The following is a 21,818-nucleotide window of genomic DNA, read 5'->3' as shown; positions in this document are numbered from 1 at the left end:
ACCAAGGGCTCGGCGGGCAGCGCCGGGGCGGGTGTACACGCAGGTAGGCTGCGAACGTGCGCCTGCGTGAGCCGTCCCGGCTGCTGTCCCTGTTCCTTGCGGTGGCCGGTGGCCTCGTCCTCTGGTCAGCGTTCCCGAACGCCGGCGTCTGGCCCGCCGCATTCGTCGCGATCGCCGTCCTGTACTGGGCGCTCGGCCGCGACAGCGCCTGGTGGAACCTCCTGGCCGGCTTCCTCTTCGGCCTCGCGTTCTTCCTGCCGCACCTGTGGTGGGCGTACGAGTCGACCGCCACCGCCCCGTGGATCGCGATGTCGGTCGTGGAGGCCCTGTTCCTCGGCGCGTTCGGCGTGCTGTGGACGTGGGCCCGCCGAGCGCGGTTCCTGCGCCGCCGGGGCTGGCGGCTCGCCGCCGCGTTCGCCGTGCTGTTCGTCGCCGTGGAGCAGTGGCGCGCCGAGGTGCCGTTCGGCGGGTTCCCCTGGGGTCGCCTCGCGTGGACCATGGTCGACGCCCCGACCGGGCGCGCCGCCTGGCTCGGCGGCACCGTCGCGGTGAGCCTGCTCGTCGCCTTCTCGGGCGCGCTGCTCGCCCTGGCCGTGGCGGGCCTGCTCCGCGCGGTACGACGCCGGAGCCAGCAGGGCGGCCGGCACGACGGCCCGCAGAGCCAGGGTCAGCCGGGCCGGGCCCTGCCCGACGTGGGCCGCGCCGTGGGAGCCCTCGCGCTGGGTGTCGCGGTCGCCGTCGTACCGCTGGTGCTGCCGCTGCCCACGTCCGCGAGCGCCGGTCCCGTCGAGACGCCGGACGGGGCCGAGGTGTACGACGCCGGGAGCGACCTGGCCGAGGACGGCACGCTGTGGGCCGGCGCGGTCCAGGGCAACGTCGCGGAGCCGGGTGCTGGTGCGTTCGCGAATCGTGCGGAGGTGCTGAACAACCACCTGGAGGGCACGTACGTCCTGGCCGAGGACTTCGCGGGTGAGCTGGACGTGGTGCTGTGGCCGGAGAACGGCAGCGACCTGGACCCGCAGACGACGCCCGAGGTCGCGCGTGGGCTGGATGCGGCGTCCAGCGCGGTCGGTGCGCCGATCCTGGTGGGGGCGCAGGAGTTTCCGGAGACGGGTGGGCGGTACAACGTGTCGCTGCTGTGGCAGGCGGGTAACGGTGTGATCGGGCGGTATGCGAAGCAGCACCCGGCTCCGTTCGGTGAGTACATCCCGATGCGGTCGATCCTGCGGCTCCTCTCCGACCAGGTGGACCGGGTGACGACGGACATGATCGCGGGGGTCAACCCGCCGTTCGTCGATGTGCCGAGCCGGCTGGGTCAGGGTGCCTACCGGCTGGGCACGATCATCTGCTTCGAGGTGGCGTACGACGAGATCATCCGGGACGCGGTCCTGGACGGTGCGCAGGTGCTGGTGATCCCGACGAACAACGCGTCGTTCGGGTTCACTGCGGAGTCGACGCAGCAGCTGGCGATGTCGCGGATGCAGGCGATGACGACGGGGCGGGCGGCGGTGCAGATCTCGACGGTGGGTGTGTCGGGTGTCATCACCCCGGACGGCACGGTGGTGCGGCGTACGGGCCTGTTCACCGACGACCAGTTCGTGACGAACCTGCCGCTGCGGTCGTCGATCACGCCGGCGGTGGCGGCCGGGTACTGGCCGGGCTGGGTGGTCGGGGGTCTCGCCGTCGTCCTGGTGGTCGCGGGCGTCGTGGGCGGGATCCGGTCCAGGCGGCGGGCGCGGCAGGTGGCCCGGGCCAAGGCCGGTGGCGCGGAGCTGGTGGGCCACGGCAGCAGGTGAGCGCCGGGGAGCTGCACGGGGTAGACACGAGCAGACACAGAACGACCGTCGGTCCGGGCCTTGTGGCCCGGACCGACGGTCGTTGTCCTGCTAGCTGCTCAGGCTGCTCGTTGCTCAGGCCGAGCGGCGGAGCTTGCCGGCGCGCAGCAGCTCGAGGCGCTCGTCGAGCAGGTCCTCGAGCTCCTTCACCGTGCGGCGCTCGAGCAGCATGTCCCAGTGGGTGCGCTGCGGCTTGGTCGCCTTCGGCTCGGGCTTCTCGGCGTCGCGCAGGAGGGCCTCCTCGCCGCAGCGGCATTCCCAGATCGGGGGTACGTCCGCGTCGGTGGCGAAGGGCAGGATGATGGTGTGGCCGTTGGGGCAGTCGTAGTAGGCCTGGAACCGAGGGGCGAAGTCCACGCCCTCGTCGGACTCCATGCTCTTACTACCGATGCTCATACCGCGCAGGGACCGGTCAGGCACGATGTCCTCCAGAGGGTTGTCGGGATAGGTGGCGGAAAAAGGTCCGTAGTGCCAACGCAGGGACCCTCTGTGATGTTCCAGCCCAGTTTTCGGCCGTCCATATTCCAGCCGTCTCATCAGGCTACGCGTCAGAAGTGCGCTCGCAAGCGCACTCCGGTCAAACTGGGCGTGGATGTGCGCGATCTCACGTACGTCGCGGCAGGTGGGAGGGTTGGTGGTGGGAACAATCGACACCGCAGGCCAGTTGAGGGCCATGTGCATGCATCTGCATGGACAAACCTGAGAGGGAGCACAGCATGCAGTTCGGGATCTTCAGTGTCAGCGACGTGACGACGGACCCGACCACGGGCCACACCCCGGACGACACCGAGCGCGTCCGGGCCATGCTCACCATCGCGAAGCACGCGGACGAGGCAGGCCTCGACGTCTTCGCCACCGGTGAGCACCACAACCCGCCGTTCGTGGCCTCGAGCCCGACGACGATGCTCGGCTACCTCGCCGGAGTCACCAAGAACATCACGCTGTCCACGGCGACGACGCTCATCACGACCAACGACCCGGTCCGCATCGCCGAGGAGTACGCGATGCTCCAGGTCATCTCCGACGGGCGGATGGACCTCATGATGGGCCGCGGCAACACCGGCCCCGTCTACCCGTGGTTCGGGCAGGACATCCGCCAGGGCATCCCGCTCGCGATCGAGAACTACGCGCTCGTGCGCCGGCTGTGGACCGAGGACGTCGTGGACTGGGAGGGCAAGTTCCGCACCCCGCTGCAGGGCTTCACCGCCACGCCGCGCCCGCTGGACGGCGTCCCGCCGTTCGTGTGGCACGGCTCGATCCGCAGCCCCGAGATCGCCGAGCAGGCCGCCTACTACGGCGACGGGTTCCTGCACAACAACATCTTCTGGCCGATGAGCCACACCAAGCAGATGGTGCAGTTCTACCGCGAGCGCTTCGAGCACTACGGCCACGGCCGCGCCGACCAGGCGATCGTCGGGCTCGGTGGCCAGGCCTTCATGCGCAAGAACAGCCAGGACGCCTGGAACGAGTTCCGCCCGTACTTCGACAACGCGCCCGTCTACGGCCACGGCCCCACCATGGAGGACTTCACGCGCGACACACCGCTGACCGTCGGCTCCCCGCAGCAGGTCATCGACCGGTACGGGTCCTTCATCGACGACGTCGGCTACTACCAGCGCCAGATGTTCCTCACCGACCACGCCGGCCTGCCGCTCAAGACGGTCCTGGAGCAGATCGACATCCTCGCGTCCGACGTCGTGCCGGAGCTGCGCAAGATCGCCGACGCCAAGCGGCCGGCCGACGTGCCCGCCAACCCGCCCACCCACGCCGAGCGCGTGGCCGCGGCGCAGGCCAAGGGCGAGGCCGGCGCCACGCACGTCGGCGACGGCGAGGACGAGTACACCGGCAAGCGGGCCGAAGAGGTCCTCTCATGACCGTCGAGGACCGGACCCACCGCACCATCGCCGTCGTGCACGCCGGGCTGGGGCAGCCCTCGTCCACGCGCCTGCTGGCGGACCGCCTGGCCGACGCCACGGCGCGCGAGCTGGAGGCCCTCGGCCGCGACGTGACCGTCGAGGTGGTCGAGCTGCGCGACCACGGCCACGCGATCGTGGACGCCATGCTCACCGGGTTCCCCACGGGCGACCTCGCCCGTGCCATCGAGGTGATCACCCAGGCCGACGGCGTCATCGCCGTCACCCCGCTGTTCACCACCACCTACTCGGGGCTGTTCAAGTCGTTCGTCGACATCCTCGACAAGGAAGCGCTGACGGGCATGCCTGTACTGCTCGGCGCGACCGGTGGCACGCCGCGGCACTCCCTGGCGCTCGAGTACTCGCTCCGGCCCCTGTTCACCTACCTGCGGGCCGACGTCGTCACCACGTCGGTCTTCGCGGCCACGGACGACTGGGCGCAGGCCGGGGACAGCACCAGGCACGACGACGGGGCCAGCTCCCTGCCGCAGCGCATCGAGCGGGCGGGCCGATCCCTCGCCGAGCTCGTATCGGCACGGGAGGAGCACGCCAAGTCCGCCGACCCGTTCTCGAGCACCCCGAGCTTCCTGGACATGCTGGGCGGGGACTGAGTCCTCAGGTCGGCACGCCATGTCCGGGGCTTGCATGCCCAGGGCATGGCGGGGAACATATGGGACAGCGGTCGCAACGGGTCGTGGCCGAGACGATGGTGAGGGAGCGGTCATGGCGGACGGTACGCAGGACCAGGTGTCGGACGGCTCGAGCACTGAAGGTCCGGGCACGCACGGTCCCCACGACAACGTTCGCCACGCAGATGGCCCCGACCTGAGCGGTCCGGACCTGAGCGATTCCGAGGCGGACGCAAGGGACCCGCGCGCCGACACCGGACGAGTCGCCCGGATCGTCGCGGCCCTGCGGAAGGCCCACGCCGAGCAGGCTGCCGCCAACGCCAACGCCGATGCCGTCGCACCGGACGTTCCCGCTGTTCGCCGGGAGACCACCGGGGTGCGGCCTGCCCCGCCGAGCACCCCGAGCCTGCGCTGGAACCCCGGCGCCCGCTACCGCGCCTCGCGGCTCGCGAGCCAGCCGGCCGCGCACCAGCCGACCACGCAGGGGCCGCCCGCACCGAGCGTGTCGCCCGCTCAGACTCCTCCCGTTCCGGCACCCCCCGTTCCGGCACCTCCTGCTCCTGCGTCTTCCGCTCCCGCGCCCGCCGGCGCCGCTGACGCGCCCACGCCGCAGCCCACGGGCCCGCTCACTGGGCACGGCCCGGTCCCGCCGCCTCCCGTCCCTGCGCCCCCTGCCCTGGCCGGCCGGCTGTTCCGCGGCCCAGCCCGCCGGACGGCCGTCTTCGAGCGAGAGATCTGGCACCCCGTGGCGCGGTCCTCGCGTCCGTCACGCGATGTCAGCGAGGCCCTCGTCGCCGCCGTCGAGCGCTACCGCCAGGGTTCGATCTCCACGTCGGGCCTCGTGCGCGCGATCGGCCGAGCACACGCCGCCTGACCGGCCCCCTTCTCGGCGTTTCTCGGCCGTTTTTCCCGGCTACCCGCCGGGTTTTCACATCGTGGAAAACTAGCCGCCCGATCCTGTCGGGTTCGCCCAGATAGGCCCTTGTCCCGGGTTCTTGCAGCGGGGGAACATTCGTTGCACTGCACGCCGATGCGTGCAGCAGACGCACCAGGCAGCGCGTCTCGTCGCTCTCTCAGACAGAGGGCGTCGAACGGGGCACCTGACGACCAGGACGAGGGGGCAGGACCGGGCGATGCGTACTCACGCGTGGACACTGCTCGGGGCACTCGTCGTGGCCGGGCTCCTGAGCGGTTGCGTCCAGGACGCCAGCGCCGCCAACTTCACGGTGCCGGAGGAGTACGGGACGATCGAGCAGCTGGTCGCCGACGCGGACGTCGTCGCCCTGGTGCAGGCGGGCAGCTCGGCGGTCGACGTCGTCGACCGGGTGCCGTACACCCGCACCGAGCTCCAGCTGCGCAAGGTGCTGCTGGGCGCGGTGGCGAAGAACGCCGGGCTGGCCGTCACCCAGGTCGGGTCGGCCTCCTCCCCGCCCGGAGCGGGCCTGTCGTCGGTCCTGCGGGACGGCCACGAGTACGTGGTCGCACTGCACCGCACCGCCGCGGGGGAGTTCGAGGTGGTGGGCCCCGGCGTCTGGCGAGCCGACACCCTGGGCGCCAGCCTGACGCTGTACACGGCCGAGCCGTCCTGCGTCCCGGCGGCCATCCCGCACGTGACCACGCCCTGGGAGCTCGAGGTGGAGCTCGCCAAGGTCAAGTCGGTCCTCGACACGAGCGTCATCGGCAGGCTCTGAGCTCATCGGTACTGGTCGGCGGCTGATTCCGGTGGGTCGCTGGGCCAGACTGGGCGCATGACGCGCAGCCTCGTCCTCACCGCGGACGACGCCGGGACCGACCCCGACGCCGACCGCGAGATCGCCGCACTGCTGGCCGGCTCGCCGCTGACGGCGGTCAGCGTGATAACCACAGGACCGGAGACCGGACAGGAGAACCCGGGCGCCGCACGCGCCGTCCGGCTCATCGCCCGGTCCGCGCCCGGCGTCGCGCCCGGGGTGCACATAGTGCTCCCGACACCCGCGCCGGACGGCGGGTTCGACGACGTCGTCGACCGGATCACCGCCCAGACCGATGCCCTGGCACGGGCCGCGGCCGCCGCGGGCTCGCCCCCGCCCGACCGCCTCGACTCCCACCAGGGCACGCTGTACGGGCTGCTGGGCCGCTCCTACCTCACCGAGGCGATCGGGGTGTGCGCGGAGCGGGGACTCGCGTTCCGCCTGCCACGCGGCCTGGACCTGTACGGCGACGGCGACCCGGTGCTGACCTCGCCCGCCGTCCGAGCGCGGCACGCGAGCGCCGTCGCGGCCGCCGACGCCGCGGGGGTGCGCCTGCCGCAGGTGATCGCCACCCATCGAGGCGGCGACGCCGAGGCCCGGGACTACCCGACGCTGCGTGACCACTACCTGCGGCTGCTGGGCCGGCTGCCCGAGGGGGCGAGCGAGATCTTCCTGCATCCCGCCCCGGACACCGCGCGCGTGCGGGAGCTGTCGGCGCCGTGGTGGCGCAAGCGGACGTGGGAGCTGCGCCTGCTGGGCGACGCGGTTTTCATCCGGGAGATCGAGCGGCAGGGCATCGACCTGGTCAGCCGGTGGTGAGTAGGCTCACCAGCGTGGACGCCGAGGACGCGCCGAGGGTTGCAGGGACGACGTCGCCGCTGCGCTACGGCGCCGGCATGTTCGGCACCTCGCTGCCGATCAACCTGGTCAAGGGCTCGATGCTCTATGTGTACGTCGAGCTGCTCGGCCTGGACGCCGTCGTCTACGCGACCGTGTACGCGGTGTACGGGGTGCTGGACGCGCTGGACAACCCCGTCTTCGGGTATCTGTCGGACCGGACGCGGTCGCGCTGGGGGCGGCGTCGGCCCTATCTGGTGACCGGTGCGCTGGTGCTGGCCGGCACGACGATCGCCCTGTTCTCCGTGCCGGGTCCGGTGGCCGAGTCCGCGGTGGGGCTGGCGGTGTGGTTCGCCGTCTTCGCGATCACCACCGAGATGGCCGACTCCCTGATCAACGCCAGCTACGGCGCGCTCCTGCCGGAGCTGTTCTCCGACGAGCGGCGCCGGGCGACCGCGAACGCGGTGCGGCAGGGTGCGCAGCTGATCGCGCTGGTGATCGCCCTGGCGCTGACGCCGGTCCTGGCGCGGAACGTGCTGGGCACCGAGGGGTCCGCCGGCGGCTACGGGCGGCTGGCGGTGATCTTCGGTGTGGTCGCGGCGGCCGTGATCCTGTGGACGGCGTTCGGGGTGCGGGAGGACCCGGCGCTCGACGCGGAACCCAAGCCGCAGTTCTTCCGGTCGGTGGGGCAGATCCTGTCGACGTCCCAGTTCTGGACGGTCGGGGTCGTCAACGCCTGCTACGGGGCCGCGATGGCGCTGGTCCTGGGCGGGCTGCAGCTGTACGTGGACCACACGCTCGGCGGCTCGGCGCTGGATGCCAGCATCCTGCAGCTCGTCGTGATCGCCGTGTCGATCGGCATGCTGAGCGTGTGGGCCGCCGTCGTGCGGCGTAAGGGTGCCGCGTGGACCTGGCGGCTCGCGCTGCCGGTCGCTGCCGTCGGGTTCGTGCCGATGTACTTCGCTACCGACCTGATCACGGGGATCCTCGCCGGGCTCGCGGTGGCCGTCGGGTACTCCGGTGTGCTCGCGACGAACGACCTGGTCATCGCCCGCGTGCTCGACGCCGACGCCGCCCGCTACGGAACCCACCGCAGCGGGCTCTTCCTGGCGGCGTTCGGTGTGCTGGGCCGGCTCAACGGCCTGGTGACGGCGGGGGCGCTGGCGTCGCTCGCGCTGTGGTTCGGCTACCGGTCCGGCGCCGATCCCGGGCCCGACCCCGGGCAGGCGTTCCGGGTCTACCTGTCCCTGTACCCGTTCGCGCTGCTCGTGATCGGTACGACGGTCTCGCGGTTCATCCGGCTGCCGGCCGCCCCGCAGGCAGCACCGACGCCGGAGCCCGAGCCCGAAGGCGACTCGAAGCAGGAGCCGGTCACGCGCTGATCGCGAGCAGGGTCCGGTCGGCGGCCTCCAGCCGGTACGGGCCGCGCTCGGGCGGGGCGGAGAACGTCACCCGCTCGCCGCGCACCCGACGCCGGCGGCCCGTGCCGCCTTCCGGGTTGTCGAACGCGAGACCGTCCGCCGCCGGACCGCCCACCAGGACCGTGCCGTCCGCGTCGACGGCCACCAGGTCGTCGCCCACCCGGACCAGGACGGGCTCGCCCGGCCCGGGGAACCGGCTGAGGGCGGTCCGCCCGTGCCGGACGGCGTCGAGGATCGCCTCGGGTGTGCGGTCCTCGGCAGCGACCCAGGTGGTGGGTGTGCCGGGCGGGAAGCCCTGGTCGGGCGTATGGAAGTCGCTGCCGCCCAGCAGCACCGGGTAGCCGGGCAGGCCGGGCGCTCCCGCTGATGCCCGCAGGTGGGCCCAGGGGCCGGTGGCCGTCAGGTCGAGGAACCACGAGATGTGCCACAGCTCGAGGAACCCGGTCCGCACGGGATACAGCCAGCCGCAGTCGTCCTGGATCGGGTGGTTCACGGACAGCAGGCCGCCGCGCTCCTCGACGTCGGACAGCCACCGCGCCGCCGGACGGCGGAAGTCGACCCAGCCGATGTCGCCGAACGCGTTCGCGTGGCCCGCGTGCGTGGTCACCTCCTGCCCGGGCAGGAGGCAGATGTCGTACGCGGCGCCGACGCCGGGCAGGTGCGGGTGGTGGGAGACGGTGTTGTGGTCGGTCACGGCGAGGAAGTCCAGGCCTCTGCCGACCGCGGCGGCCGTGAGCTGCGCGATGCTCAGCGTGCCGTCCGAGTGCGTGGTGTGCGCGTGCAGGTCGCCCGCGTACCAGGTCAGGCCGTCGGGCGCGGGCAGGCCCCGGCCGAGCCTGGTCCGGCCCCCTGGGCCGCTCGAGCCGGACCCGCCCTCCGACGGCGGCGGTGCCGTCGGCTCGTCCTCGACGCCGCCGGCGTCGACGCCCGTGGCGATGGTGACCGTGACGTCGACGGGCTCGGCCGGCATCCCGTGCAGGCCCAGCACCACCGCCCAGTGGCCCGGGACGAGCTCGCCCGGCTCGTACCCGGGCGTGGCCGCGGCCGGCTGGATCGCGAAGCGGGACCGGGCGCCGCCCGACCAGCCGCGCCAGCGCTCGGGGTCGCGACAACCGAGATCGATCACCGCGGCGTCCCGGTCGTAGGCGAGCGTGACCTCCAAGGCGTCCGCGCCATGTCCTGCCGGGATCTCGAACGGCACCTCGAGGTACCGGTTCTCGATCTGGTCGTCGATCGACAGGCGCAGACGGCGCTCCTCGCGGGTCACGCCATGAGCCTACGGCGTGCTTCAGCTACGCTCCGCGAGACCGATACCGGCACGCGATGCCGGACGAATCGCGCATGCCAGTCACACACTGCGGCCCTGACTCGACCTATCCGGTACGTCGAGCCAGGGCCGCAGTGCTGTTCTCAGCGCCCGAGGATCTCGGTGAGGAACTCGATGGCGGCCGGGTAGGCGTCCTTCCGGTTCGCCCGCTTCGCCAGCCCGTGGCCCTCGTCGTGATACACCCGCAGCTCGTGCCGGATCCCGCGGTCCGCGAGCGCCGCGGCGATCTGCTCCGCCTCGGACAGAGGGACGCGGGGGTCGTTGGCGCCGTGGATCACGAAGAGTGGTGCGCGGAGCTGGTCGAGGTAGGTGATGGGTGAGGCGGTGACGAGGAAGTCGCGGTCGTGCTCGAGGCTGCCGTACTCGCGTTCGCGGGCGGCGCGGCGGTACTCGGAGGTGTTCTCGAGGAACGTCACGAGCGATGACATGCCGACGATGTCGACGCCGGCGGCCCACAGGTCGGGCTGCATGGTGGTGCCGGCCAGCACCATGTAGCCGCCGTAGGAGCCGCCCCACAGGGCGCTGCGCTCGGGGTCGAGGCCGAGCTCGGGGAGCCAGGCGCGCAGGGCGGCGAGGTCGGCGACGGAGTCGAGTCGCTTGTCGACGTCGTCCAGGCTGACCCAGCGCTTGCCGTAGCCGGCGGAGCCGCGCACGTTCGGGACGAGCACGGTGAGTCCGGCGCCGGCGAGCGCCTGGATGACGGGGGAGAACAGGCGGGTGGCCTCGCCTTCGGGGCCGCCGTGCACGACGAGGACGGACGCGCCGGAGACTGCGGAACCGACGCCTGTCGCGCTTGCCGAACCGGCGGCCGTGTCGGTGTCGGACGCCGGGCGGTAGACGAAGCAGGGCACCTGCTCGCCGTCCGGGGTGGGGACGCGGTGCACGGTGGGCAGGGAGATCGGCAGGCCTTCGGGGATCTGGGCGCGTCCGTCGACCAGGGTGGTGACGGTGCCGGTGGCGGCGTCGACGAGGTGGATCGAGCCGGGGTCGCCGGAGGTGGTGAGGTGCACGGCGAACCGGGAGGAGTCCGGGGCCCAGATGACGGTGGGCATGCCGGCGTCGGGCAGGGCGACGTCGCGGCGGTGGGCGCCGTCCTGCTCGTGCACGGCCAGGGTGGTGACGCCGTCCTGGTGGTGCCCGACGACCATGGCGGAGCCGTCGGGGGAGAGGACCACCTCGAGGTCGTGGTCGTCGGCGGCGACGAGGGTCTCCCAGACAGTGCCGTCCGCGCTGTCATCCGCACTGACGTCGGCACTGCCGGCAGCGCTCACCCGGACGACGGCGGCGTACTCCCGCTCGTGGTCGGAGGCCATGACCAGCGCGTCGTCGGCGGCGGTCCAGCTGGCCTGCGTGTGGTGGGCGTGCTCGTCCGGTGCGGTGACGGCACGTGTGCGGCTTCCGGTGTCCTCCGTCCTTGCGACGTCCTTTCCTGCGATGAGGATCTGGGTGGAGCGCGGACGGCTGCTCAGCACGGTGATCGCGACGGTGCGCCGGTCGTGGGAGGCGACGGCGTTCACGAGGTACCCGCCGCCGTCGTACAGCGTGGTCTCGGTGCCCGTCGCCAGGTCGTGGACCACCACGTCGAAGTCGACGCCGTTGCGCCGGTTGGTCAGGAACACCACGGACTCGGCCGAGACGTCGGCCAGGTCGTGCTTGTGCGCGGGATCGTGGACCAGGGGAGTGAGGTCGGCCAGGGTCGCGGGCAGGGACGCCGTGCCGGATGCGGGCGCGAGGTCCAGGAGGCTGAGCTGTATCTGCTCGTCGCCACCGTTGTCGTGCTGCACCACCACGCGGCGCGTGCCGGGGATGTACCGGCCCGAGCAGCGGGATGGCAGCGCGGTGAGCTGCGTCCGGGTGCCGTCGGGCGCGATCTCGACGAGCTGCATGCTGCCGGACTCGTCGTTCCCGGCGAGGATCCGGCCGTCCGGGTCGACGTCGAACGCGGTCCAGGCCGTCAGGTCGAGCAGGGAGCCGATGATCGCCGGCGCTGAGGTCAGGGGTGCGGAAGTCACGGAGGCAACCTAGCGGGGGAACGCCCGGTAGTCGTTCAAAAGCGGGGCACGCCGGTTATTCGCTCGCGGTGACCGCGGCCCCGGTGGTCTGATTCCGGCGTGTATCTCACCCCCTTTCTGCTGGAGTTCGGATCGTGGCACTGGTCGGAGTACTGGCACGCCGAGACCGCGGATCCTGAGCTGCAGAACTGCTACGAGGCGACGAGCGACCCGACAACCCCCGAAGAGTTCGAGCGTGGATTCCTCACGTTGCTGCGCAGCGAAGGGACTATCGCCCGGAGCATCGCGCTGGACTACTTCGACCGCGCAGAGATGACCGAACGCTACGTGGGCGGGAACCCCCTCGAGGCGCACTGGGACGAAGTGCTGCGAGTCGGCCGGAAGCTGCTTCACGAGCCGCCCAGCCCCGCAGGCGAGTCGACTTTCGAGGGCGCCAGCCACGCGAGCGCGCTGAGCATGCTGCTGCGCGGCGGCTACCTGGGCGAGGAGGACGGCGACCGAGCCGCCGGTCCGGGCCCGAACCTCCCGGGCCCAGCTGGTCCGAGTCGGGCCGACGAGACCGTGCGAACCGACAGGGACGTGATCGTCGACATCTTGAAGCGGTTGCCGGCCGACGAGCTGATGGAGCATGCCTTGGAGGCCGCAGACATGCTCCTGGAGTCTCAGACGGAGGAGCCGTCGGGAGATCAACCCGGGGACGCCGACCGCGACCACCAGGACGACCATGACGCCGACCATGACGCCGACCATGACGCCGACCATGACGCCGACCATGACGCCGACGGTGGGGCGACTCGCGACCCGGAGCTGGCAGCGCTGACCGCTCGGGTCCGACGCTGCAGGAAGCGGCTCGACGAGATCCAGGCGCTGCGCAGCGTATCCACCGGCGATGGCGGTTACGTGCCCAGTGGAGTGCCCAGCGACATGTCCGCCGACGAAGCCACCGCGACCCTGGTCGAGGCGACCAACGACGACGAGTGGCGGGTCCGGCAGGAGGCGGCCGCAGCGCTGGCATCGGGCAGGAACTTCTACGCGCACCGGTCCCTGCTGGAGCGTCTCGTCGACGCCTGGACCGAGGACGAACGCTCCGCCGCCGCGGACGAGGTCCGCGAGGCGCTGTCCGACGGCCCGCACAGCCTGTACTGGGAAGGGAGCGAGGTCGGGAGCGCACTGCCGACGGACGCGGAGCTGCGTGCCGCGCACAGGGAGCTGCGCTCACCCACCGGCGAGGCCAGCCACCGGGAAGCGTTTCGCACCCTGCTGCACAGCGGCTCCCCGGTCGCAGTGGGAGTTGCGCTGGACCACTTCCACAGCACCGAGGGCCTCACCCGATTCGGCCTGGACGATCAGGAGCACGCCCCCGAAGCACTGGCCACAGCCCGCGAAATCCTGAACCAGCCGCCGTCAGCGGCCGCCCTCAGTCCACGGACCGGAGCCGGAGCGAACCACGCCGGCGCGCTGAACATCATGCTGGAGCTCGCGGGCCCCGGCGACGCGCAGTGGATCGCGAACGCACTTCGGTCCGACGGCGCTCCGCTCGTTCGGCAGCGTGCGGTGCAGGCCGCATGGGCCTGCCTGGAACGGTGGGAGACGCCGGACGAGCAGGTCGTGGCGGCACTCGAGGAGCTGGCCTTCGACACCTCCGAGGACCTGGACCTGCGCGTCCTGGCGATCGGCGCGCTGTTCAACCTGTCCACGCCGCAGGTCACCGCGGTCCTCCTGCGCGCTGTCCGGTCCGCCGAGCTGCCGATCCAGGCAGAAGCGGCGGTCTGCCTCAGCACCGAGCACCTGCTCGACGAGCATCAAGGGCTGCTCCGAGACCTGCTCGCGTCGTGGCCACAGGACATGGGCGACTATGAGCCCGGAGCCCGGATCGTCCGGTCCGCGCTGGAGACCCGTGACGCTGAAATCGGGTCACGCTGAAAGGCCGAGCCGCTGATGAGCCGTGACGGGCAAGTCTGCTACTCGGGACCAGGCTTCCCCGGGCCGAACTGCTCCACGTAGTGCGGGTTGTACATGACCCCGAGCACGTTCCCGAACGGGTCCACGACGGCAGCCGTGACGAATTCGTGCCCACGCTGCGTGACGGGCTGGTACTCGGTAGCGCCCAGCTCCAGCAGTCGCGCGACCATGCCCTCCAGGTCGTCGACGTGCCAGTAGATGAGCGCCCCGCCGGGCTCTGCCGGCAGGCCGGGCGGCGCGAAAGCCCGGCTGACGAGGCCGAGCTCGGCCTCGTTGTCGCCGATCCGGAACTCGGCGTAGGCGAGCACGCCGTCCGGCCCGGGACGCTGGAAGTACGGCTCGATGCCGAGCAGCTCGGTGTACCAGGCGGCGGCCGCTGGGACGTCGTCGGCCCAGTAGCTGATGGTGGCAAATCCTCGAAGGTTCATCAGGCCATCACAGCACCAGCTACTGACACTCGCGTCGCCACGACCACCGCCACGACCACCGCCACCGCCGTCGACTGCGGCATCGGGCTTGGCACTGGGCTCGCTGTCGGAGGCAGGCCCTACGATCTCGGCCATGACAGTTTTCACCCCCGTGATCGTGAGCGCCCCGCCCTTCGAGGGCCGGGTCAACGACTTCGACGTCGTCCTCCTCGACGGTCGTCAGCTGCTCGTCTGTACCCACGAGGTCAGCCTCCGCGCCTGCACGTGGGACCCGGCGAGCGATCACTGGACCGAGTACTCGCTCGATGACCCGTACGGAGACGACGGGGACGGATACACCGAGCTCACAGCGCTCTGCGCGGCGGTCATCGACGACCGCGTAGTGATCGGAGGCGGTGGCGACCATCAGGGATTCGCGCAGTGGGACCTGGAGTCCGGCAAGGTCAGGTTGTCCGCGTGGGAGGGCGGCGTCGCTTCGGCCACCACTGCTGACGTCGGCGGGCGCCCGCTGTTCGTCGTCGGCAACACCTCGGGCACCGGCATTCAGCTCTGGGACCCGTCGGCGGCCGAGCCCGACGATGACAGCGAAGACATGGGCAACAAGATCGAGGCCGACAGTGCGTCCGAGCCATCGCCCTACGACCTCTTGGTCGAGACCGAGGAGCTGCGAGCCGACTCCTACGCCGCCTCTGCTGTCGCCGCAGGCGTGCTGGGGGACCGTGCTGTCGCGGTCGGGATAGGCGACGGCGCGGACGACCACGTCCTGGTCTGGGACATCGCGGAGGAGGAGCCGCTCACCGAGTTCGACGAGCACGAGGAAGACCTGCACCAGTTCGCCCTGGCGATCGTGGACGGCGCCACACGCGTGGTGGCCGCCGGCGACCGGAGCATCGTGGTGGGCAACCCGGAGACCGGGGCGTGGGACGAGCCGTTCACCGGCCCACCCCTGCTCACAACCACAGGAACCGGCTCGGGAGCAAGCGATGAGGGCGGCGGCAACATCCGCTGCCTCGCCGTGGGCCTCGCGAACGGCCGCCCCGTCGCGGTGACCGGGGCCGAGGACGGCACTCTGCGCGCGTGGGACCTGTCGGCACGGCGGATGATCGGCGAACCGTTCCGGGGGAGCGACGCGGAGATACGCGCCATCGCCGTCATGGAGCTCGACGGTCCGCCAGTCGTTGTCACCGCGGGACACGACGGCGAAGTGCGCGTCTGGGCATTCGCCGCGTAGCTCCGCCGGTCAGCCGGGCTGGTCAGCGCCCATCAGCTGCTCGACGTCTCCGGTGTCTTCACGGATGTCTTCACGGCGGCAGCCTCCAGCGCCTCCCGCAGGCCGGCGGCCGTGCCCTCTGCCTGCGCCTGGCCCGCGATCGCCGCGATGCGTGCCTGCTCGGCCTCCGCCGCCTGCTTGCGCGCCGACTCCAGTGCGTCGCGTGCCGCGGAGAGCTCGCCCTCCAGCCGCGCGACCGAAGCCTCCGCGGCAGAGCGCGCCGCCTCCGCGCCAGCACGGTCACGGTGCGCCTGGGCGACGTCGCCCCGTGCGGCCTCGAGCGCGCCCCGCACGTCTGCCAGGGACTCCCGCAGCCCGACGGCGGCGCCGTCCGCCTGCGCGCGGGCCGCCTCGGCGTCGGACCGGGCACGCTCGGCGGCCGCCACGGCGGACCGCTCCTGAGCCAGCTCGTCACGCACGGCGTCGAGCGACCGCTGCGCGGCAGCGAGCTCGCCCTCCGATCGTGCGGCGGCCGTCGCGGCGTCGGCCCGGCCCTTCTCCGCCGCGCCACGCTCCTCCTCCGCGGAACGGGCGTGCTCACGCGCGGTCTCCAGCAGCGCGCGGAACTGCGCGAGCTCGGCATCGGCCTCGTCCACGCGGGCGGCCAGGGCGTCCGCCTCGCCGACGACGGCGGTCAGCGCCTCCTCCGACGCCGCGGCCGCCGCCTCGTGCTCAGCCCGAGCCACCTCGACCGCCGCGCCCCACAACGCCTCAATGCCGCGCTCCGCCAGGGCGCTCACCGCGGCGGGCAGCTCGGGGAGCGCCTGTCGCGCCTCGTTCTCCGAGGCCTTCGTGTCGCGCCACTCCCGCAGGTACTTCGTGGCCGCGGCATTGGAGCAGCCGGCGCGCTCGCGCACGTTGGTCACCGTGACCGCCGCACCCTCGGCCGTCAGCGCCTCCGCGGCCTGGAAGACCCGTTCCTTGTCTCGCACGTTGTTCCCCGCTCAGCTTGTCCGCAGCACACTTTTGGCGACTCGTAGTAGTACGAGTAGTACCGCAATACTACTACTACTTTTGATCCCACACAGTGCGCACCCGCTTTCCTGAAGCGGGTGCGCACTGGTTATCAGAGTGGCTAGATACGAACGATTGATGGCCCTCCCGGGCGCGCCAGAGTCGCTCCCGAGAGCACATAGTGAGCAGCGAATGCGTGCGCGATTCGCCGGCGCCGCAGGGTCGCCGCCGGCGCTCCGGGACGACGACCGAGGTCAGGACGCGTAACGGAGCACCTTCTCCGGGTGGATGACCACGCGGAGAAAGTCGCCACGCAGCATCGTGGCGAGGTCGTCGGCCCGGGCCTGGTCCTCGAGGTCCCAGTAGCGGGCAGCGAGACGCGAGCACAGGTCGGCGGCGCCGTCGGCCTCCATCGTGGTGCGGCCGGCGACAGAGACCCAGTGCTCCCGCTCGCCCACTGGGGTCGCGACCACGATCGACGCACGCGGGTCGCTGTTCAGGCGCCGCACCTTCAGCGAGTCCGGCTCCGTGAAGAGCTGGAGGGTCCCCTCGGCGGTGACCTCGAACCACACCGGCCGCGGCTGCGGCGGCTGGGTCGCGCCCGCCACCGACAGGAAACCGTGCAGCGGTCGGGAGAGGAGCTGGAGATCCTCGGCGGTCAGCGGACCGGCGGTGCTCATGGGGGTGCTCATGCGGCGATTCAACGGCAGCCGCTCGGACGAATCCATGGTTGAAGAGCCAGATCGCATGTGCCATCGTCTAACCTCGGTGCCGTGGACGCGTTCAGTGACCTGATCCGTGGGGTGCGAGCCCACGGCTCGTTGTTCGGCAGCTCGACCCTGTCCCCGCCCTGGGCACTGCACTTCGTGGACGGCGCGCCGCTGACCCTGTGCACCGTCCTGGGCGGCGACGGGTGGATCGTGCCGGAGCACGGGCCGCCCGAGCAGCTGCGCGCCGGCGAGACGATAGTGGTGCGCGGCCCGTCGACGTTCACCTTCGTCGACGAGGTCGGCACCTCGGCCGAGCCGATCGAGTGCGGTGAGGACTGCGCCTCGCCCGAGCAGGGCGGGACCCGGCACCGGCTCGGCTGGCACGACCCCGGCGATAGCCATGGTGAGAACGTCGGCGATGGCGCCGGGAGAGGTTCCGGCGCCACCACCCTGATCGTCGGCGCCTACCCGGTACGCGGTGAGATCAGCCAGCGTCTGCTGGACGCTCTGCCTGTCGTGCTCCGCGTGGGTGTCGGCGGTACGGGCGACGCCGTGCTGGAGCACCTCGCCGCCGAGGTCGCCGTCGACACCCCCGGCCAGCAGGTGGTGCTCGACCGGCTGCTGGACTGGATGCTGGTCTGCACGCTGCGCGAGTGGTTCGACCGGCCCGGCGGCGAGCCCCCGCCCTGGTGGGCCGCCCAGCGGGACCCGGTGGTCGGCGACGCGCTGCGCCTGCTGCACGCCGAGCCGGCGGCGCCCTGGACCGTCGCGGCGCTGGCCGACCGGACCGGGGTCTCGCGCTCCACGCTGGCGAAGCGGTTCGCCGACCACGTCGGCGAACCGCCGCTGACCTACCTGACCCGCTGGCGCATGACGCTGGCGGCCGACCTGCTTTCCGAGCGCGGTACGGCGACCGTCGCCGAGATCGGGCGGGCCGTCGGCTACTCCGACGCATTCGCCTTCAGCGTGGCGTTCAAGCGGACCCGGGGCGTGAGCCCGAGCGCCTGGGCCAAGCGCGAGGTCGGCCCGGTCCCTACGGCTGCGGGACGTCCTTGACGAACACGATCCCGTCGGTCCCCGCCAGGTGCGCCGGGTCCAGCGGGGAGTAGCCGAACCAGGACGACACCCGGGCCGCGGGCGGCGGGTCACCCAGGGCCGCGGCCAGGCCAGGAGCGTCGACGACGCAGCGGTCCTCGGGGAGCGCGTACAGGAGCCCCTCGATGGTGTCCGACGGCGGGGCGTCCACGCCCTGGTGCTGGATGGTGCCGACAGCCGTGGCCAGGAACGCGTACTTCTCACCCAGTTGAGCACTCACGAGCACCCCGGCGCCCCACCACTCCAGCAGCGGGTGGTCCCACATGCTCATGGTGCTCTTGCCCCGCTGCAGATGGCCGTTCTGGGCGTTCACCAGGGCCGGGCCCCGCTCGGCCAGCGCGAGCAGGTTGGCGGCCATCATCGAGTCCCGCACGCTGAGCAGCCACGTCATGCGGCCCGGCGAGGGCTCGGCCATCCAGAAGTGGTACCGCAGCAGGCCGGTGGCGGTGCGTCCGTGCAGGCGTGCCCGCTCGCAGTCGTCCCGTGAGGTCGCCGCGATCAGGTGCGGCGTCTGCGCGTCGAGCAGGGTCACCAGGTCGTCCGCGAGCAGCCGCAGCTCCCTGGCCTCGGCCGACTGCCCCACTGACTGGGACGGATCCATCATCGCGGCGGGATTCGTCCACTGGTCGTCGGCACCGAGCAGGCGGTCGAGCGCATCCGCGGTGCAGGGGTGCAGGGCCGCGTCCACGTGTGCCGAGAGATAGCCGTGGAGCGCGGTGAGCACCTGTCGCGGGCTCGCGGCCGCGCTGATCTCCAGCGGGCCGTCGAAACCGGCGAAGTGGAGCTGGTCGGCCGCGGGCCGGCCCTCGTTGTACGCGCGCATCCAGCGCACCAGCTCGCGGTTGGCCGGGAAGGCGCCCCACTCGTGGCTGAAGCCGAGCTCCATGACCTCGTCGAGCGTGCCCTCGCCCGTGGTCACGTACTCGTCCACGAGCAGGCCCATCAGGCAGTCGCTCTCCAGCGCGATCGTTCGGTACCCCTCCTGCTCGACGAGCTGCCGGAAGAGCCCGTTGCGCAGGGTGAGCAGAGTGTCCGAGCCGTGGGTGGGCTCGCCCAGGGCGAGCAGCCGCGGCCGGGTCGGAAGCAGGCTCATGACCGCGGCGGAGTCGACGGGATGAATGGTGTCCTTGATATCTGTCGCCATTCCTTCAACGGTATCGTTGAAGCCTCGATTGAGACTTTTCGCTGACACGGGCGGGCCGATGGGGCAGAACCTTCAAAACGATGTTCGGCTCAGGCCCGTCGACCTGGCGCGCGAGCACGGTCTGTCCACGCAGGCGATCAGGAACTACGAGGAGGCCGGGATCCTCCCGGAATCCGCTCGCACGCCCTACGGCTACCGCACCTATACCCCGCTGCATGCCAGCGCGCTGCGCGCATTCCTCGCCCTCGTGCCCGGTCACGGCCACCAGACGGCGACGTTGATCATGCGCGCGGTGAACGACGGCGCCGACGCCGACGTCTTCCGCCTGATCGACGAGAGCCACGCCCAGCTCCTCGACGACCGCCGGACGCTCCAGGCCGTGGAGAGCGCCCTCCGTGACCTGGAGCCCACCGCTCCCGAGCCCGCATCCGGGCCCGGCACGGCTTCCGAGCCGGCCGCGGTGTCCGGACCAGGCGACACGTTCATCGGGCCGCTGGCACGGAAGCTCGGGATCCGGCCCGCGACGCTGCGCAAGTGGGAGCACGCGGGGCTCGTGCGTCCCCGCCGGGACCCGCAGACCGGGTACCGGGTCTACGACGAGGCCGACGTGCGGGACGCCAAGCTGGCCCACCAGCTCAGACGGGGCGGCTACCTGCTGGAGCAGATCGCACCGCTGATCGCCCAGGTGCGGTCGGCCGGCGGCCTGGGGCCGCTGGAGGCCGCACTGGACGACTGGCACGGCCGGCTGGCCGCCCGGGGGAGCGCGCTGCTGACCGGCGCCGCCGCGCTGGAGGCGTACCTCCGCCGGCGCGCGTGAGACATCGGCTTCACGCCGACGCCAGCCGCAGCCGAGCCGCCTGCTTGATGAGGTGGGTACGTTCCGCCGCGCTGGTGGCTCGGTCCGCGGCGGCCGTGTAGCGGTGGATCGCCTCGTCGACGTCGTCGGCGCGTTCGTGCAGGTGGGCCGCGACGGCGTCCCACCGCGCGAGTCCGGGGTCGACGTCGCCCAGGGCGGCCAGTCCCGCGCGGGGCCCGTCGACCTGGCCGACGGCGACCGCCCGGTTGAGCGCGACGACGGGGCTGTCGGTGAGCCGCGTCAGCTCGTCGTACCACTCCAGGATCTGGGGCCAGTCGGTCTCGTCGGCAGTGGGGGCGTCGTCGTGCAGGGCGGCGATGGCGGCCTGGGCCTGGTACTCCCCGAGCCGGTCCCGGGTGAGGGCGCGCTGCAGGACTGTCACACCCTCGGTGATCATCGACGTGTCCCACAGCGACCGGTCCTGCTGGTCCAGCGGCACCAGCTCGCCCGACGCCGTGTACCGGGCGGCCCGGCGGGCGTGGTGCAGCAGCATCAGTGCCAGCAAGCCGGGAAGCTCGGGGTCCGCGGTGTCAAGGGCGTCCGTGGAAGTCGCGGCGACGAGCTGGCGGGTCAGGCGGATCGCCTCGTCGGCGAGCGAGATCTCGCCGGTGAACCCCTCGTTGAAGATCAGGTACAGCACGTGGAGCACGGCCCGGACGTCGCCGGGCGTGTCGAACCGTTCGCCGGTGATCGTGCGCTTGGCGCGGGAGATCCGCTGGGCCATCGTCGCCTCGGGAACCAGGAAGGCCCGGGCGATCTGGGCAGTGGTGAGCCCGCCGACGGCGCGCAGCGTCAGGGCGATGGCCGACGCCGGGCTCAGTGCCGGATGGCAGCAGCGGCTCAGCAGGAGCAGCGTGTCGTCCGACTGCTCGGTGGGGCCCTGTGCTGGTTCGTCGTGGACACGTTCCTCCCGCCGCCGTCGGGCCGCCTCGGAACGCTGGGCGTCGATCAGCTTGCGGCCGGCGACGCGCAGGAGCCACGCCTTCGGATCGTCGGGCGGGCTGTCGGGCCAGTGGCGCACGGCCTCGATCAAGGCCTCCTGCACGGCGTCCTCGGCCGTCGCGAAGTCTGCTCCGCGACGGACGAGGACACCCAGGACCTGGGGCGCGAGGGTCCGCATCAGGTCATTCACCTGGTCCGTGTGCATGCGTGGCCCTCGCTCGCTCGCTCGGTCTGGTCGCTCGATCGTGACTCAGCGGGTCGTGGTCACTCGGCGGTGGCCGGCGGGTCGGCCAGGAACGGCCGCACCTCGAGCCACTCGTAGATCGGGCGCCCACCCTGGCCTGGCGCCGCGGACAGCTCGGCCGCCGCCTCGTAGGCCCGCTCCTGGGACTCGACGTCGATGATCATCCAGCCCGCGATGAGGTCCTTGGTCTCCGCGAACGGTCCGTCGGTCACCGGGGGCCGGCCCTCGCCGTCGTACCGGACGAACGTGCCCTCCGGCGAGAGCGCGTCACCACTGACGTACTCACCGCTCTCGGTCAGCTTGTCGGCGAACCGGCGCATGTAGTCGATGTGCTCAGTGATCTCCTCGGGCGTCCACTGGTCCATCATCGCCTCGGTGCCGGGGACGGGCTTGGGGCCGCTGTGCCGGTAGTGCTTGAGCAGCAGGTACTTCGCCATGATTTTCTCCCTGGTTCGAGAGCCCCGCACGAGGCCCTGAGTCATGGACGCCGTTCGCGCCCTCGACCCTAG

General features: G+C 71.9%; 20 protein-coding genes. 11 read left to right on the top strand and 9 right to left on the bottom strand.

Features of this window, described 5'->3' with window-relative positions; all coding sequences use genetic code 11:
• The first annotated feature begins 56 nt into the window (after window positions 1-56).
• The gene (gene lnt, locus C8K30_RS17705) at window positions 57-1,796 is read left to right on the top strand and encodes an apolipoprotein N-acyltransferase (protein WP_108494206.1); all 1,740 of its coding nucleotides are present in this window, start codon (window positions 57-59) and stop codon (window positions 1,794-1,796) included.
• A gap of 114 nt (window positions 1,797-1,910) precedes the next feature.
• On the opposite strand, the gene C8K30_RS17700 is transcribed toward lnt, so the two are convergent.
• Window positions 1,911-2,255, bottom strand: a complete 345-nt coding sequence (locus C8K30_RS17700; protein ID WP_026365682.1) for an RNA polymerase-binding protein RbpA — start codon at window positions 2,253-2,255, stop codon at window positions 1,911-1,913.
• 296 nt (window positions 2,256-2,551) lie between these two features.
• Between C8K30_RS17700 and C8K30_RS17695 the strand changes: the two genes are divergently transcribed.
• The 6 genes from C8K30_RS17695 to C8K30_RS17675 all read left to right on the top strand — a co-directional run bounded on the left by C8K30_RS17695 (window position 2,552) and on the right by C8K30_RS17675 (window position 8,326).
• Window positions 2,552-3,709: an LLM class flavin-dependent oxidoreductase gene (locus C8K30_RS17695; RefSeq protein ID WP_108494205.1), complete on the top strand. Its 1,158-nt coding sequence runs from the start codon at window positions 2,552-2,554 to the stop codon at window positions 3,707-3,709.
• Window positions 3,706-4,359 (top strand): FMN reductase, encoded by a 654-nt coding sequence (locus tag C8K30_RS17690; protein WP_108494204.1) that lies wholly within the window; start codon window positions 3,706-3,708, stop codon window positions 4,357-4,359. Before C8K30_RS17695 ends, C8K30_RS17690 begins: the two co-directional genes overlap by 4 nt.
• Window positions 4,360-4,471: 112 nt before the next feature.
• Window positions 4,472-5,251 (top strand): hypothetical protein, encoded by a 780-nt coding sequence (locus tag C8K30_RS30375; RefSeq protein WP_146197517.1) that lies wholly within the window; start codon window positions 4,472-4,474, stop codon window positions 5,249-5,251.
• A gap of 259 nt (window positions 5,252-5,510) precedes the next feature.
• Window positions 5,511-6,068: a hypothetical protein gene (locus C8K30_RS17685; protein WP_108494203.1), complete on the top strand. Its 558-nt coding sequence runs from the start codon at window positions 5,511-5,513 to the stop codon at window positions 6,066-6,068.
• Between the two features lie 57 nt (window positions 6,069-6,125).
• Window positions 6,126-6,926 carry a ChbG/HpnK family deacetylase gene (locus tag C8K30_RS17680; protein ID WP_108494202.1) on the top strand — a complete coding sequence of 267 codons (801 nt, stop codon included), beginning with the start codon at window positions 6,126-6,128 and terminating at the stop codon, window positions 6,924-6,926.
• A gap of 14 nt (window positions 6,927-6,940) precedes the next feature.
• Window positions 6,941-8,326 carry an MFS transporter gene (locus tag C8K30_RS17675; RefSeq protein WP_233257244.1) on the top strand — a complete coding sequence of 462 codons (1,386 nt, stop codon included), beginning with the start codon at window positions 6,941-6,943 and terminating at the stop codon, window positions 8,324-8,326.
• On the opposite strand, the gene C8K30_RS17670 is transcribed toward C8K30_RS17675, so the two are convergent.
• Together C8K30_RS17670 and C8K30_RS17665 are read right to left on the bottom strand one after the other, a co-directional pair.
• Complete coding sequence (locus tag C8K30_RS17670) at window positions 8,316-9,632, bottom strand: CehA/McbA family metallohydrolase (protein WP_108494201.1); 1,317 nt, start codon at window positions 9,630-9,632, stop codon at window positions 8,316-8,318. The two genes, C8K30_RS17675 and C8K30_RS17670, sit on opposite strands and share 11 nt — an antisense overlap.
• Window positions 9,633-9,775: 143 nt before the next feature.
• Window positions 9,776-11,704 (bottom strand): alpha/beta fold hydrolase, encoded by a 1,929-nt coding sequence (locus tag C8K30_RS17665; protein WP_199230548.1) that lies wholly within the window; start codon window positions 11,702-11,704, stop codon window positions 9,776-9,778.
• Window positions 11,705-11,803: 99 nt separating this feature from the next.
• Between C8K30_RS17665 and C8K30_RS30735 the strand changes: the two genes are divergently transcribed.
• Window positions 11,804-13,627 carry a HEAT repeat domain-containing protein gene (locus tag C8K30_RS30735; RefSeq protein WP_158281041.1) on the top strand — a complete coding sequence of 608 codons (1,824 nt, stop codon included), beginning with the start codon at window positions 11,804-11,806 and terminating at the stop codon, window positions 13,625-13,627.
• 38 nt (window positions 13,628-13,665) lie between these two features.
• Here the strand turns inward: C8K30_RS30735 and C8K30_RS17650 are convergent, their stop codons facing one another.
• The gene (locus C8K30_RS17650) at window positions 13,666-14,094 is read right to left on the bottom strand and encodes a VOC family protein (protein WP_108494199.1); all 429 of its coding nucleotides are present in this window, start codon (window positions 14,092-14,094) and stop codon (window positions 13,666-13,668) included.
• 133 nt (window positions 14,095-14,227) lie between these two features.
• Between C8K30_RS17650 and C8K30_RS17645 the strand changes: the two genes are divergently transcribed.
• The gene (locus C8K30_RS17645; RefSeq protein ID WP_146197516.1) at window positions 14,228-15,325 is read left to right on the top strand and encodes a hypothetical protein; all 1,098 of its coding nucleotides are present in this window, start codon (window positions 14,228-14,230) and stop codon (window positions 15,323-15,325) included.
• A gap of 32 nt (window positions 15,326-15,357) precedes the next feature.
• Here the strand turns inward: C8K30_RS17645 and C8K30_RS17640 are convergent, their stop codons facing one another.
• Window positions 15,358-16,296: a DNA-binding protein gene (locus C8K30_RS17640; RefSeq protein WP_108494197.1), complete on the bottom strand. Its 939-nt coding sequence runs from the start codon at window positions 16,294-16,296 to the stop codon at window positions 15,358-15,360.
• Between the two features lie 276 nt (window positions 16,297-16,572).
• A complete protein-coding gene (locus C8K30_RS17635) occupies window positions 16,573-17,010 on the bottom strand; it encodes a pyridoxamine 5'-phosphate oxidase family protein (protein ID WP_233257243.1) in 438 nt (145 codons plus the stop codon).
• A gap of 81 nt (window positions 17,011-17,091) precedes the next feature.
• Here C8K30_RS17635 and C8K30_RS17630 point away from each other — a divergent pair, with 81 nt between their 5' ends.
• The gene (locus C8K30_RS17630; protein WP_108494195.1) at window positions 17,092-18,084 is read left to right on the top strand and encodes an AraC family transcriptional regulator; all 993 of its coding nucleotides are present in this window, start codon (window positions 17,092-17,094) and stop codon (window positions 18,082-18,084) included.
• Here the strand turns inward: C8K30_RS17630 and C8K30_RS17625 are convergent.
• Window positions 18,062-19,267, bottom strand: a complete 1,206-nt coding sequence (locus tag C8K30_RS17625) for an erythromycin esterase family protein (RefSeq protein ID WP_108494194.1) — start codon at window positions 19,265-19,267, stop codon at window positions 18,062-18,064. The genes C8K30_RS17630 and C8K30_RS17625 overlap by 23 nt on opposite strands.
• A gap of 58 nt (window positions 19,268-19,325) precedes the next feature.
• On the opposite strand from C8K30_RS17625, the gene C8K30_RS17620 reads away from it, so the two are divergent.
• Window positions 19,326-20,084 carry a TioE family transcriptional regulator gene (locus C8K30_RS17620; protein ID WP_108494193.1) on the top strand — a complete coding sequence of 253 codons (759 nt, stop codon included), beginning with the start codon at window positions 19,326-19,328 and terminating at the stop codon, window positions 20,082-20,084.
• 10 nt (window positions 20,085-20,094) lie between these two features.
• Here the strand turns inward: C8K30_RS17620 and C8K30_RS17615 are convergent, their stop codons facing one another.
• Both C8K30_RS17615 and C8K30_RS17610 read right to left on the bottom strand, forming a co-directional pair.
• Entirely contained in the window at window positions 20,095-21,270 is a 1,176-nt protein-coding gene (locus C8K30_RS17615; protein ID WP_108494192.1) for an RNA polymerase sigma factor, read from the bottom strand.
• 59 nt (window positions 21,271-21,329) lie between these two features.
• Window positions 21,330-21,746, bottom strand: coding sequence for a YciI family protein (locus C8K30_RS17610; RefSeq protein ID WP_108494191.1), 417 nt, complete (start codon window positions 21,744-21,746; stop codon window positions 21,330-21,332).
• Window positions 21,747-21,818: the final 72 nt, after the last annotated feature.

The organism is Promicromonospora sp. AC04 (assembly GCF_003058225.1).
Classification (GTDB): domain Bacteria; phylum Actinomycetota; class Actinomycetes; order Actinomycetales; family Cellulomonadaceae; genus Promicromonospora.
The sequence above is the reverse complement of the archived record's forward strand: the minus strand, read 5'-3'. Positions and strand labels throughout refer to the sequence as shown.